Annotated in this window: 12 protein-coding genes; 9 read left to right on the top strand and 3 right to left on the bottom strand. The window is 29.2% G+C overall.

Annotation, left to right across the window (positions count from 1 at the left end; all coding sequences use genetic code 11):
• Positions 1–125: 125 nt before the first annotated feature.
• From ACJDTP_RS02490 to ACJDTP_RS02450, 9 genes are all read left to right on the top strand, one after another.
• Positions 126–497, top strand: coding sequence for a response regulator (locus ACJDTP_RS02490; RefSeq protein ID WP_406760400.1), 372 nt, complete (start codon positions 126–128; stop codon positions 495–497).
• A 98-nt stretch (positions 498–595) separates the two neighbouring features.
• A complete protein-coding gene (locus tag ACJDTP_RS02485) occupies positions 596–3,220 on the top strand; it encodes a methyl-accepting chemotaxis protein (RefSeq protein ID WP_406760399.1) in 2,625 nt (874 codons plus the stop codon).
• A gap of 34 nt (positions 3,221–3,254) precedes the next feature.
• Entirely contained in the window at positions 3,255–3,752 is a 498-nt protein-coding gene (locus tag ACJDTP_RS02480) for a chemotaxis protein CheW (protein WP_103698061.1), read from the top strand.
• Between the two features lie 15 nt (positions 3,753–3,767).
• Positions 3,768–5,372: a methyl-accepting chemotaxis protein gene (locus tag ACJDTP_RS02475; protein WP_406760398.1), complete on the top strand. Its 1,605-nt coding sequence runs from the start codon at positions 3,768–3,770 to the stop codon at positions 5,370–5,372.
• A 40-nt stretch (positions 5,373–5,412) separates the two neighbouring features.
• Positions 5,413–6,885: an ATP-binding response regulator gene (locus tag ACJDTP_RS02470; protein ID WP_406760397.1), complete on the top strand. Its 1,473-nt coding sequence runs from the start codon at positions 5,413–5,415 to the stop codon at positions 6,883–6,885.
• Positions 6,886–6,911: 26 nt separating this feature from the next.
• Positions 6,912–7,319 carry a response regulator gene (locus tag ACJDTP_RS02465; protein ID WP_023975967.1) on the top strand — a complete coding sequence of 136 codons (408 nt, stop codon included), beginning with the start codon at positions 6,912–6,914 and terminating at the stop codon, positions 7,317–7,319.
• 118 nt (positions 7,320–7,437) lie between these two features.
• The gene (locus tag ACJDTP_RS02460) at positions 7,438–7,851 is read left to right on the top strand and encodes a bacteriohemerythrin (RefSeq protein ID WP_161222777.1); all 414 of its coding nucleotides are present in this window, start codon (positions 7,438–7,440) and stop codon (positions 7,849–7,851) included.
• A gap of 27 nt (positions 7,852–7,878) precedes the next feature.
• Entirely contained in the window at positions 7,879–8,106 is a 228-nt protein-coding gene (locus ACJDTP_RS02455) for a hypothetical protein (RefSeq protein WP_077838595.1), read from the top strand.
• Between the two features lie 93 nt (positions 8,107–8,199).
• Positions 8,200–8,757: a bacteriohemerythrin gene (locus ACJDTP_RS02450; RefSeq protein WP_241394424.1), complete on the top strand. Its 558-nt coding sequence runs from the start codon at positions 8,200–8,202 to the stop codon at positions 8,755–8,757.
• A gap of 126 nt (positions 8,758–8,883) precedes the next feature.
• On the opposite strand, the gene ACJDTP_RS02445 is transcribed toward ACJDTP_RS02450, so the two are convergent.
• The 3 genes from ACJDTP_RS02445 to ACJDTP_RS02435 form a co-directional block, all read right to left on the bottom strand.
• Entirely contained in the window at positions 8,884–9,246 is a 363-nt protein-coding gene (locus ACJDTP_RS02445) for an Hpt domain-containing protein (RefSeq protein WP_103698059.1), read from the bottom strand.
• A 43-nt stretch (positions 9,247–9,289) separates the two neighbouring features.
• Positions 9,290–12,160 (bottom strand): ATP-binding protein, encoded by a 2,871-nt coding sequence (locus tag ACJDTP_RS02440; protein ID WP_406760396.1) that lies wholly within the window; start codon positions 12,158–12,160, stop codon positions 9,290–9,292.
• A 98-nt stretch (positions 12,161–12,258) separates the two neighbouring features.
• Positions 12,259–12,648, bottom strand: coding sequence for a response regulator (locus ACJDTP_RS02435; protein ID WP_406760395.1), 390 nt, complete (start codon positions 12,646–12,648; stop codon positions 12,259–12,261).
• Between the last annotated feature and the right edge of the window lie 435 nt (positions 12,649–13,083).

The raw sequence follows: 13,083 nt of genomic DNA, 5'->3' as shown, positions 1-13,083 counted from the left end.
AAATTAATCGTGCAATTTGCATGATACTACATGACTTGTGGTACTACAAACCAATTTTAAAAACATTTAAAATAAAATTAAAGGAAAAGTGGTATTTTTATAGCATTTCATGGGGGTGAAATTATATGAAAAGAGTTTTAGTGGTAGATGATGCGGAATTCATGAGATTGGCGTTAAAATCTATTTTACAAAATTGCGGATTTGAGATCATAGGTGAAGCTGATACTGGGATAAAGGCCGTAAAACTATATAATTTATTAAAACCAGATATTGTGACAATGGATTTGACCATGCCAGAACTTGGAGGAGTAGAGGCAATAAAGATCATTAAATCAATAGATGAAAATGCAAAGATTATAGTTATTTCATCATTAGCGCATGAAATCCAAGTTAAGGAGGCTATGTTAGCAGGAGCTATATCTTTTATAGTAAAACCTTTCAGGGAAGACCTTGTATCTAAACAACTATTAAATATAGAAAGAAATATTAGCGAATAAAACTTTAAGATAAGCATGTAATTGAAAGTATTAGGAAATTAACTTGAAATTTAAGATAACATCATAAGAGTAAATTTTGTTAGATGGGATGGATTAAGATGTTTGAGGTAAGTAATCTGAAAATAAAAAATAAAATTGGGTTAATATTTATAGGTATTATAGCTATGGAAATTGCTTTGTTTGTCGCATTTAATATTGAAGTAGGAAACGCGGCAGATATAAAAGAAATGCGAATTAATATGATAATGATACTACTATTGTCTATAATAATCACAGCAATCATGGGATTATTACTAATAAATTTTATTTACAAGCATATGAGAAAAATTAATAATATTGCAAGGAAAATTGCTAACGGAGAATTTGATGAAGATATACAGGCAGATTTTACTGATGAATTCGGTGATTTGGCTAATTCACTTAAACAGATACAAAAAAATATAAATAATTTGATTGATGATTCTAATTTGATTGAAGATTGCATTAAAAAAGGTAATTTTGATATAGCTTTAGATTTATCAAAATACTCAGGGGCGTGGGGAAATGTACATAGGAAGAGTTTAGCAACAATGAATATGTTTATAAAGAATATTAAAGCAACCTCACATTACATAGAAAAGATAAGTAAAGGAGAATTTAGTGAGAAATACACCAGAGAGGAAATAGGATCATTTAATGTAATAAAAACAAGTATTAATAAACTTATAGATAACTTCAATAATCTAATGGAAAATATTCATTGGTTCAAAGAAAGCTTTAGATTAGGGAATACAAGAGATAAAATAGATGCTACAAAATTTCAAGGTTCTTATAAAGAAATGGTGGAATGTATTAATGATACTACATGGATATCGATAGAAGTATTTATTAAGTTATTTGCAGTGCTTAAATCATATTCAAAAGGAGATTTTACAGTTGAGCTTGAAAAATTCCCAGGAAGGTATGGATTAGTAAATGAGCATATAGAAGACTTAAGAAATAATTTATTAAATATATCTAAGGAACAGATTAACATAGCCAATGAAATTAAATCAGGAAATTTAGCAAAAAGGATAGATTCATCCAAGTTTAATGGATCATGGGCTAAAATGATTGATGGAATTAATGATGTAATTGAAGCATTTATTGAACCTATTAATATCACAGCTGATTATGTGAAAAGGATAAGTAATGGGGATGTACCAGAAAAGATTAAAAATGAATACCAAGGTGAATTTAATAAAATAAAGAACAATTTGAACACATTAATTGATACGTTAAATTTATTTGTTAAAGAAGTCAATTGGATGAATGATACATTTAAATTAGGTAATACAAGAGATAGAATAGATGTTTCAAAATTCGATGGGGTATATAGGCAAATGGCCCAAAGCGTTAATGATGGAATGTGGATATCTATTGATGTATTAATAAAAATATTTGCGGTATTAAAATCTTATTCAGAAGGAGATTTCTCAGTTGAGCTTGAAAAGTTGCCGGGAAGATACGGAATTGCAAATGAAAGTCTGTATGGATTAAAATCTAATATTCTTAAAGTTGTTGACGAACAAATAATGGTTCTTTCAGCAGCGGCTGAAGGAAATTTAGATATTAGAGGTGAAAGTGAAAAATATACAGGAAGCTTTAAAGAACTCATAAGTATAATAAATAAAGCCATGGATGCTTTTGCTAAGCCAATAGGAGAAATAAAAAGTGTTTTAGAAGAAATGTCAAAAGGTAATCTCAATGTTCGCATTGAGAATTCCTATAAAGGTGATTATGGAAATATAATGAATGCTTTAAATTTATCAGTACAAGAAATTAATCAAGTGCTAACTGATATAAATATATCAGCAAATGAGGTGGCTTCGGCATCAGTACAAGTCTCAAATGCAAGCCAAAATCTATCGCAAGCATCTGCGGAACAAGCAAGTGCTGTGGAGGAAGTAACTGCTTCGCTTTCAGAAATAGGAGAACAAACAAAATTAAATGCTATAAGTGCTAATGAAGCTAATGAGTTGGCTACAAAAGCCACAACTAATGCTATTAATGGAAATACAGAAATGAGTACTATGCTAAAGGCTATGAATGAGATTAATGAAGCATCTGAAAATATTTCTAAAATAATAAAAGTGATAGATGAAATAGCTTTCCAAACTAATATATTGGCTCTTAACGCAGCGGTAGAAGCCGCAAGGGCAGGACAGCATGGGAAGGGATTTGCGGTAGTTGCTGAAGAGGTTAGAAATCTTGCAGGTAGAAGTGCAAATGCAGCTAAAGAAACAACCGCTTTGATAGAAGGATCAATAAGAAAAGTGAATTCTGGAACTCAAATAGCTAACAATACAGCAGAATCACTAAATTCAATAGTTAACGATATTAGTAGCACTTCTGAAATAGTAAGAAAAATAGCAGCATCTTGTAATGAACAGGCGACTGCAGTATCACAAATAAATGAAGCGATTGAACAAATATCGAGAGTTACTCAGATAAATTCTGCGACATCCGAAGAAACTGCCTCTTCGAGTGAAGAGATGTCTAGTCAGGCAGAAACTTTGAAACAAAGGGTTGCTCAATTCAATCTAAAAAAGAGAAATTCAAATAAAATATTTTTAGATAGCATAGAAGAAAAGGAAGCATCAAGGCTAGAAAATGCTATAGATGAGAGAGACTTTGGACAAGTATCTAACATAAGAAAAAAAATTAGTATTAATTTAGATGACACAGAGTTTGGAAAGTATTAGTATTGATTTTTAGTAGAAGAGAGGAAGTGTTAGCATGAATACAAATATAATTAATGATAATGCAGATATGGAAGAAGATACTCAGAAGGGGAAATACCTTACATTCATACTTGATGATGAATCTTATGGTATAGGAATTAATAATGTTACAGAGATTATTGGAATACAACCTATAACTTTAGTTCCAGAACTTCCAGATTATATAAGAGGAATCATTAATTTAAGAGGAAAGATAATTCCCGTAATGGATGTGAGACTAAGATTTAAGAAGGATTTTAGGGAGTATAATGACAGGACTTGTATAATCGTGATAGATATTAATGAATTATCAATAGGTCTTATTGTTGATAGTGTTTCAGAAGTTCTGATAATACCAGATCAAGACATTGTACCTCCACCTAATCTAAGCAAAGTTAGCAATAAGTATATAAAGGGAATAGGAAAAATAGATAATCAAGTTAAATTAATTTTAGATTGTAATAAGTTAATAAATGATGAGGAGGCTGAAACTCTAAATAACATTGAACAATAGAGGGAGGACATTATTATGAAATGGTTCAAAAATATGAAAATAGGTTTGAAAATACTTCTAGGATTTTTAGTTGCAGCTTTTATTGCAGGTATTACGGGTATTTATTGTATTTCAAATATAAATAAAATTAATGACCTAGATACTAAATTATATGATAAAATGACTCAGCCATTAGGAGATGTTATTGAGGTTTCTAATGATTTTAATAATATAAGAGCTAACACCAGAGACATTTTGCTTTCAGATAATACAGCGGAAATTCAGGATTATATTAGTCAAATTAAGGACAATAGCGATAAGTTTGATTATAGCTTAAATAAATTGTCAGAAACAACCTTAACTATTGAAGGGAAAAAAGCTATTGAGGATATAAAGGTTTCTAAATCAGAATATATGAATCTTATAAGTAAAATAACTCAACTAAAGAATCAAAATAAAAATCAAGAAGCAGTTAATAATTTATATTCAGAAGGAAAGCCAATTTTAGAAAAGTTGCAATTAAATTTAAAAACATATACAGATTTAAAGCTAAAGATAGCTAGAGAAACTTCGGACGGGAACAGTAAAACAGCAGATAAAACAACACTATTAACAACAATAATCTTAATTATAGGAGTAACTGTATCAATACTAACAGGAGTAGTTATCTCTTTATCCATAAGTAGACCAGTTAATAAGATAATAAGAATAGCAGATAAAATTGCAGATGGAGACTTTAATATAAGTGTTAATATAGAGAGCAAAGATGAGATCGGATTATTAGCCCTTTCTTTTAGGATAATGACTGAAAAATTAAACAATACTATCTGCAATATAAATTCAGCAACAGAACAAGTTACAGCAGGAGCAAAACAAGTTTCTGATTCAAGTGTAGCACTTTCAGAAGGAGCTATGGAACAGGCTAGCTCCATTGAAGAACTAACGGCATCTATTGAAGAAATATCTGCTCAAACAAAAATGAATGCAGAGAACTCCACAAATGCTAATGAAATTGCTGTTAGCGCAAAAATAAATGCTGAAGAAGGCTATGAACAAATGAAAGCAATGAAAATGGCGGTAGAAGATATAAACAATGCTTCAACAAGTATATATAAGATCATAAAAGTTATTGATGAAATTGCATTTCAAACTAATATTTTAGCTTTAAATGCGGCGGTTGAAGCAGCTAGGGCAGGGCAGCATGGAAAAGGTTTTGCAGTGGTTGCAGAGGAAGTTAGAAATCTAGCAGCAAGATCTGCAAAAGCAGCAAAGGAAACTGCAGAGATGATTGAGGGTGCTATTAGAAAGGCAGAAATGGGAACCAAGATAGCAAAACAGACATCTGAAGCACTAAATAAAATTGTAGAAGACACTGTGAAAGTTGCTGAATTCATAAATCAAATATCAGTAGCTTCAAATGAACAGGCAGAAGGAATAGCGCAAATTAATCAAGGAGTTATTCAGATATCAGCAGTGGTGCAAAATAATTCAGCAACGGCAGAAGAAAGTGCATCCGCAAGTGAAGAGTTAGCTTCTCAAGCCGAGATGTTAAAAGATCAAGTTTCAAAATTTAAATTAAGGGAAACTAAAAGCTGTTTAGTAAATGATTCAATTAGAAATATTAATTTAGATACAATGTAAAAATATGAATGATTTAAAATTGTTCTGTGGAGTGAAGCCTATGATAAATGATATTAGAGTTTTGATAATAGAAGATTCAAAAGCCTCTTTGAATTTTGAGGTAGCACAACTTAAAAGAAGTGGTTTTAATGTAAACTATGAACAAATAGAAAATGCAGAAGATTTAAGAAAGGCGTTAAATTGTAAGGAATGGGACATAATTTTATCTGATCATGTAATGCCGAATTTTAATTCTATTGAAGCGTTAAAAATATTAAATGAAACAAAGTTAGATATACCATTTATTATAGTATCAGGTGAAATAGGAGAGGAGACAGCTGTTGAAGCCATGCGTGCTGGATGTAAGGATTATATAATGAAGGATAAAATGGCACGTCTTGGAATGGTTGTAAAAAGAGAACTTAAGGATTTGCATGAAAGAATTGAGAGAAAAAGAGTAGAGGAAGAGATGAGAAATCTTCTTATAAGTTCAAAGGAAGAAGCAGAAGCAGCAAATAAAGCAAAAAGTAATTTTCTTGCAAATATGAGTCATGAGATAAGGACGCCACTTAATGGTGTTATAGGAATGATTGAACTTACATTAATGAATAGTGAGTTAAAGGATGAATTGAGAGAGAATCTTCTAATTGCGAAAGATAGTGCTTATTCACTGATTAATATTGTGAATGCAATACTAAATTTTTCAAAATCAGAAGCAGGAAAAATGGAATTGAGGGAATCGAATTTTAATCTTAAAAATCTAATACATAACGTACTTAAAATCTATTCATACGATGTAAGAAAAAAAGGAATTACTTTAGAATACAATGGTTCAGATGAAATTCCGGATTTATTATACGGAGATTCTGAAAAGTTACAACAAATACTTAATAACTTGATAAGTAATGCAATAAAATTCACAGAGGAAGGAAAAATTTCGCTAATAATTAAAAGGGAGCAAATAATAGGGGAAAAGATTATTTTAAGGTTTTTAGTTAAAGATACAGGAATAGGAATTAATGAGAAAGACAGGAATTTATTATTTAAAAGTTTTAGTCAATTAAATAATTCCTATTCCCGTGAATATAATGGAACCGGATTAGGACTTGCATTGTCAAAACAATTGGTTGAAATATTGGGGGGAGGGATTTGTGTTGAAAGCCATATGGGACTAGGAAGTACATTTAGTTTTACAGCAGCTTTCAGACTAGCAAAGAGAGGAAAAGTGAATATTAATTCACATGAATTACAAGAGAAAAGAAATTTCAAAAATGCGAATGAAATAAATAGAAGCACAGATCTAAATACAGAATTAAAAAGATTAGTTGAAAAAATGGACGAGGCAAATAGTGATCTAATTAAAATTGAAAAGATAGCAGAGATTATAAATAACTCTATAGTTATTTCTAAGTTTGATGAACTAGTAATGATGGGGTTTAAGTTGAAAGCAAATGCACGAAGGGGAAATGAGGAAAAAGTGAAAATAACTTTTGAGCAATTAAGAGAACGCATTATTAGTTTAATGAATATATAAAATTTGGGTTGAAAAGAGGTTGGTATATGAGAATTCTTATTGCGGAAGATGATTACGTAAATAGACGATTTTTATTTAAGTTTTTTTCACAATATGGTGATTGTGATATGGTAGTTAACGGAGAGGAAGCAGTCCAGGCATTTATGTTTTCAGTGGAGGAGAAAGATCCATATGATGTTATATGTCTTGACATAATGATGCCGAAGTTAGATGGGTTAAAGGCGCTGAAGATGATTAATTCAATTGAAAAAGAAAAACAAATAACTTATGAGAATTTGTCAAAAAAATTTGTGATTACGGCCCTAGATAATGCAAAAGATGTCCAAAATGCTTTTGAACTAGGCTGTGAAGTGTATGTAACTAAACCAATAAATACTGATAAATTAATTGAAGTTATGAAGAAATTAAATTTAGATATAGATGATAAAAAATAATTTGAATTATATAGGTATCTGGTATAGGCAAGGGTGTTTTAAATTGTATTCGTATAGAAGATATCTTTATATAAAGAAAGAATCTTATTAAAAGTAATTTATGAGAGGGTGTTTTATTATGAATTTAAATTGGGACAATAATTTAGCAACGGGAATTGTAAATATTGATAATCAACACAAAGAATTATTTGATCGTATTAATAAATTATTGACTGCTATGAAAGAAGGTAAGGGTAAGGATGAGGTTATAGGAACTTTAAATTTCCTTGAAGATTATGTTATAAAGCATTTTACTGAAGAAGAAGAAATTCAAAAGAAAAATAATTATCCTAAATATAGCATTCAACATAAACAGCATGAAGAGTTTAAAGAGGAACTTAAAGAATTGAGGAGGACATTTGAAACTACTGGAACATCTGCATTATTTGTAATAAAGGTACAAAATAGAATGTCAACTTGGTGGAAGAATCATATACGAGATTTAGATAAGGATTTAGGAAACTTTTTAATAGAAAATTCTAAACAATACTAAGGTGTTTTTGATAAGGGGGATACATATATGAGAAGTTGGGTTGTAAATTTAAATTTAAAGTTTGTAAATAAATATAATGTTCCTTTCAATAGTTTTGTTATTAAGGCAGAAGAAAAGGAAGAATTTCTAGTAAAAATGGATAGGGTATTAATAAAGGTTATGGAGTTAGTCAAATTTGAAATTGATGATATATCACCATTTGATTATAAAGAATTACCAGAAGAAATTGTTAATGAATATATTTGTGTAGATTAATTATGCTAAAAATTTAAAATCTTAGGGTAAGGATTATATATAGATAATGATATTTGGGTATAGAAGTATAAATTATGAGAGGGTGTATGAAATATGTATGAAGTATTGAAAAAGGATGAAAGAGGATTAATAAATAATAAAATAGCGTCATCAATGGTAAAGTTTACTCATGAAGATAATGATTCGGTTATTATGGATATTAGCAGAATCAATATTAGTGGTGAGGTACTTATGCATTTTATGAATTCAAATTGGGATGCTGTGTTATCCACTGGAGTTGATAACATTGATAGACAGCATCAAGAAATATTTAGATTAATTAATAATTTGGTAAGTGCCATGAATGAAGAAAAAAGCAAGGTAGAGATTATTAAGGCGTTGGATTCTCTTGAAGAACATGCAATTCGTCATATTAATGAAGAAGAAGCAATTCAAAAGGAAAATAACTATCCAGGATTAGAGATTCAGCAGATGCAGCATGAAGAATTCAAAGAGTGTTTAAGGGACATAAGAAGCTTCTTAGAAACTAGGGAAATATCAACATTATTTATTATACATATGCAACAAAAAATATTTAAATGGTGTAGAAAACATATGCTAAACGCAGATAAAGATTTAGGAGAATTTCTAATAAGTAGTCGCAGAAATTAGATGATAATTTAAAAAGATAGTACTAAGAATTAAAATAAAACCTATGAAATAGCCATTCTTAAAAGAGCTATTTCATAGGTTCAGTTTAAATAATAATTCTTTAGTACTGTCTTTTTTATTATATAGTTATATGAGTATAGACATCTCATAAAAGAAGCTTCTGATTTTTTTTAAGGCTATGGAGATGACAGTAAGTATATTACTTAAATGCGGTTGGATATTATTATAATTGCTATTTTTCAATAAATTATTAATTTGGGTAGTTTCCTCATAGACATCAGTTATTCTATAATTTCCGGAAAGACCCTTCAAGTTATGAATTATTTTTTGAATATTTTCTAAATCACTTTCCATCATGGAGGCCTTTAAATCTGATAATGCTATATTAAATTCATTAATCAATTCGGCATAAAGCTCAGATACCTGTTGAAGATTAAGTCCTAAATCATTTGAAAAACCAATTATGTCATAATCTTTGTCATAATTCATAAATTAGATAACGCCTCTTTCTTAAATATAGTATTATGTCTTATTAATCGATGTCTTCTTTGTTAATTTTAGCTAATATTATGCACACCTTTTCGATAAAGTTTGGAATATCAATTGGTTTAGTAATATAATCAGAAAATCCTAATGATAATCCTTTTTCTATATCTCTAGGCATTGCATGAGCACTAACAGCGATTATTGGGATATCTTTAGTCTCCTTATGCATTTTGAGTCTTTTGAAGACTTCATAACCGTCTATCCCAGGTAAATTTATATCCAGTAATATAATGTCTGGTTTATGGGAAACAGCTAAATCTAAACACAATTCACCAGAATTTGCTGAAAGCATTTTTAAATTACTAATTTGGTGTAGAGCACGTTCAACAAGTCGTAAATTAGCAGGATTATCTTCAGCATATAATATTGTACGAAATTTATCGTTAGGGAAATAAGTTCTATTTTCAGATGTCATCATATTTTCAGAAGTCTGCAAAATAGATGATTCGATGCAAGGAAGTTCAATCCAAAAGTGACTGCCAGCACCTTTTTCGCTAGTTACAAATATTTCACCATTCATTAATTCAGTTAGTTGTTTAGCAACTGCAAGCCCAATACCAGTCCCTTCAATTGAATTATTAATTCTGTTTAGACGATAAAATGGTTTGAAAATCAATTCTAAATCAGAACTAGATAAGCCAATGCCAGTGTCAATAACATGAAATCTATACTTATCATTAACCTTATCATGATAAAAGATTACTTGGCCATCTTTTTTGTTGTACTTAATTGCGTTAGATAGTAAATTGAGCAAAATTTGTTTTAATCGTGTATGGTCAGCCGAAACAAATTCATCTGAATTATCTATAGGATAATTAATAATTTTTATTTTATGTTTATCTGCAAATGGTTTTATTATGGAGATAGCCTCTTCTATTACATGTTTAATTGGAACAGATTCAATTGAAATGCTCAGTTTCCCTGATTCGATTTTAGCTAAATCCAGTATTTCGTTGATCAATTCTAGTAAGTGATTGCCAGCTTTTGATATTTCCTTAACACTCTGACTCTGAGAAGGTGTTAATGGAGATTCAGGGTCTAATTCTAAGATTTGAGAAAATCCTAATATGGCATTTAATGGTGTTCTAAGCTCATGACTCATACTAGATAAAAATTCGGATTTTGCTTTACTAGCCTTTTCAGCCTCTTCTTTTGCCGTAATAATAGAACGAGCCATTTTCTTTTGTTCTGTAATATCACGAGTTAGAACTACTACTCTATCTTTATAGTTTAGATGCGGAGAGACACATGCCTCAAACCATTTTAATCCATCCTTGGATTGGATATTAAAATCCATAGTAGTAGATTTTCTTGATTTAATTACATAATTTATCTTTTCTTTAGCAATTTTAGATGTACTTTCATCTAAAATATCATAGATAGAATTAAGATGACCGTGCATATGTAGTTTATACAAATAAGTATGGACGCTGGACCATAACTTAGTGATATATTCGTTTATATCTATCTCTGAGATTATGTCATTAATTGAATCAACAAGTGACCTGAAATCAACTTCTTTTTTTCTGAGTTCAGATTGGGTAACTAATAAATTTTTATTTGTTTCACCGATATGATGTCCCATTTCGATCAAATTTAATGCTATATCTTCTAATTCTGAGATCTTTAATAGTGGATCATCTATATCATATTTGCCACTACTAATCTCCTGAACAATATTATTAATATTTAACAAGGAATCAGAAACAATATAGCTCATATTTTTCACTTTCTTATAAGTGATTAAGAAAAGTAAAAAATATGATAAAATTAATCCTAATACTGTAATTATTCCGATTCTTAACAAATTGTTTTTTAGCATATCAGCATTAGAGTGTATATTTTTTGTTGGAACTACTATTAATAATTTTAAATCCGTATTAGGTATAGCGGACCAACATGCAATTCTAGGTTCTTCTTTAAGTGTAAAATTTGAAAATCCAGTTTCACTAGTTTGAATTTCATCCATTAATGTGGTCAAATCATTGTTGTTATACAAGTTATAATGATAATACCCGTTTCCGTATTTTAAAACGAGTTGATCTAAATTTAAATCATTTTTTCCTGCATCAGAAAGTGAAAGGATATTGCCATCCTTTCCAATCAATAGGTTATAACCATTCCAAGGAATATCAATTTCTAAAATCTTATCAACAATTGAATCCATATTTATATCAATGCTTACAACACCTTCCAAAAAATTGCCGTTATAAACAGGACATATAGCAGAACTTATAAAATTGTTGTTACTTGAATTAAAATCATGAGTCACCCATTTTACTTTTTGATCTGGATTATGGTTAGCATCAGCTTCATAATAAAATTTGCTAGAAGGTGATTGTAAAGAAGAATTATAGCTATTAAAAACATCAACGTATGGGTAAGTTATATTTAAGGAATCAAAGGTGTTAAAATATATGGAATTAACTAATGGACAAGAATTCTTAATATTTGCCATTAATTTTTGTTGTGTTAATACCTTGGCTATTTTCTTTTCTTTATCATCTCTTGTAGCAGGCAGAAAATTATTATAAAAAATCGCTGCCTCATCAGCCGAATTATTCTCTTTAGTATAGTAAATATTATCATTTAAATATGATAACCTACTGTATTCTGTAGGAGTTAAAGAAGCTGGAGTTGATAAAGCATGTCCCATTTGCAAACTGAAAAACATTGTAGAATTTGAAATAGATGATAAGTGCTGATCAATTAAGTTGATTTCTTGTTTAATGATTTTATTAAGTTCACTTTTTGATTGATCTTTGTAAAAGGCAACTGAACTTTTATGAGACCAGTAATTTGAGATGAAATATATACAAATAAAAATTATTTCAATAATTATCAATGGAATTAACACATTACGAATATAGGACTGCCAAATCCATTTATAAAGAGAAATATTTTTATTAGTATTTGTTTTATTCATAATATCACCTCATCCACTATGCCTGGTAATCATAAACAGTCCAAGGTACTCGTAATTTTTGAAATTATATCATTATAATTAAATGGTTTAGTAATGAAATCAGCAGCACCTTTAGCCAACGCTTTATCATAGTATTCTTTATCGTTTTCAGCAGAGATCATAATTATAGATAGTTTATTATCATCCTTTATAAGATTTAGTTCATCTATAATTTGAAGTCCATCAACAAATGGCATCCTAAAGTCTAATAGTATCAAATTAGGTTTATATGTAGAATATAATCTTAAAATTTCTCTAGAGTCTGTTAATGTTTTTATATTATTATAACCAGATATGTTAAGCATTCTTTCAAGTAGTAAAACATTAGCAATATTATCATCAACTATCAAAATTTTTGACATTGATTTATCGACATTCATAATTTAATCCCCTCTCAAAAAAACTTAAAAGTCAACACCTAAATACTTACAAAATTAATACCTACTATGAATAATATAACATATTTTAGAAAAAAGTTTAACCAAATTTTAGTTTTTTCTTATAATTATTTCAGTATCTAATATTAAAATAATTATGAGATTAACAAACGAAGTTCAACAACTAAAAAATAAGAGAAGTGATGAATATATACAAAAGGAATAAATTACATATTTAAATTATATACATACTATATTTAGAAGGTAAGAGGTTAGAATATTTATAGTATTCCTAAGTTAATATAGTATCCTTATAAAACTTAAGAAGGGTGAATCAAACATAGTAGCAAGGTCGAGTACAAGATGTGATATAATTAAAACTAAATAATCAATTTTTAATGTGGTATTTATTGTAGTAATAGAAATGAATGTGATATT

Source organism: Candidatus Clostridium helianthi, from assembly GCF_045310795.1.
In the GTDB taxonomy this organism is placed as follows: domain Bacteria; phylum Bacillota; class Clostridia; order Clostridiales; family Clostridiaceae; genus Clostridium; species Clostridium helianthi.
The sequence above is the reverse complement of the archived record's forward strand: the minus strand, read 5'-3'. Positions and strand labels throughout refer to the sequence as shown.

Bases quoted from the DNA above. Each gene is read 5' to 3' on its own strand.
- ACJDTP_RS02475 (WP_406760398.1), top strand. From the start codon at position 3,768: ATGAAATGGTTCAAAAATATGAAAATAGGTTTGAAAATACTTCTAGGA.
- ACJDTP_RS02460 (WP_161222777.1), top strand. From the start codon at position 7,438: ATGAATTTAAATTGGGACAATAATTTAGCAACGGGAATTGTAAATATT.
- ACJDTP_RS02490 (WP_406760400.1), top strand. From the start codon at position 126: ATGAAAAGAGTTTTAGTGGTAGATGATGCGGAATTCATGAGATTGGCG.
- ACJDTP_RS02455 (WP_077838595.1), top strand. From the start codon at position 7,879: ATGAGAAGTTGGGTTGTAAATTTAAATTTAAAGTTTGTAAATAAATAT.
- ACJDTP_RS02480 (WP_103698061.1), top strand. From the start codon at position 3,255: ATGAATACAAATATAATTAATGATAATGCAGATATGGAAGAAGATACT.
- ACJDTP_RS02450 (WP_241394424.1), top strand. From the start codon at position 8,200: ATGTATGAAGTATTGAAAAAGGATGAAAGAGGATTAATAAATAATAAA.
- ACJDTP_RS02485 (WP_406760399.1), top strand. From the start codon at position 596: ATGTTTGAGGTAAGTAATCTGAAAATAAAAAATAAAATTGGGTTAATA.
- ACJDTP_RS02470 (WP_406760397.1), top strand. From the start codon at position 5,413: ATGATAAATGATATTAGAGTTTTGATAATAGAAGATTCAAAAGCCTCT.
- ACJDTP_RS02445 (WP_103698059.1), bottom strand. From the start codon at position 9,246: ATGAATTATGACAAAGATTATGACATAATTGGTTTTTCAAATGATTTA.
- ACJDTP_RS02435 (WP_406760395.1), bottom strand. From the start codon at position 12,648: ATGAATGTCGATAAATCAATGTCAAAAATTTTGATAGTTGATGATAAT.
- ACJDTP_RS02465 (WP_023975967.1), top strand. From the start codon at position 6,912: ATGAGAATTCTTATTGCGGAAGATGATTACGTAAATAGACGATTTTTA.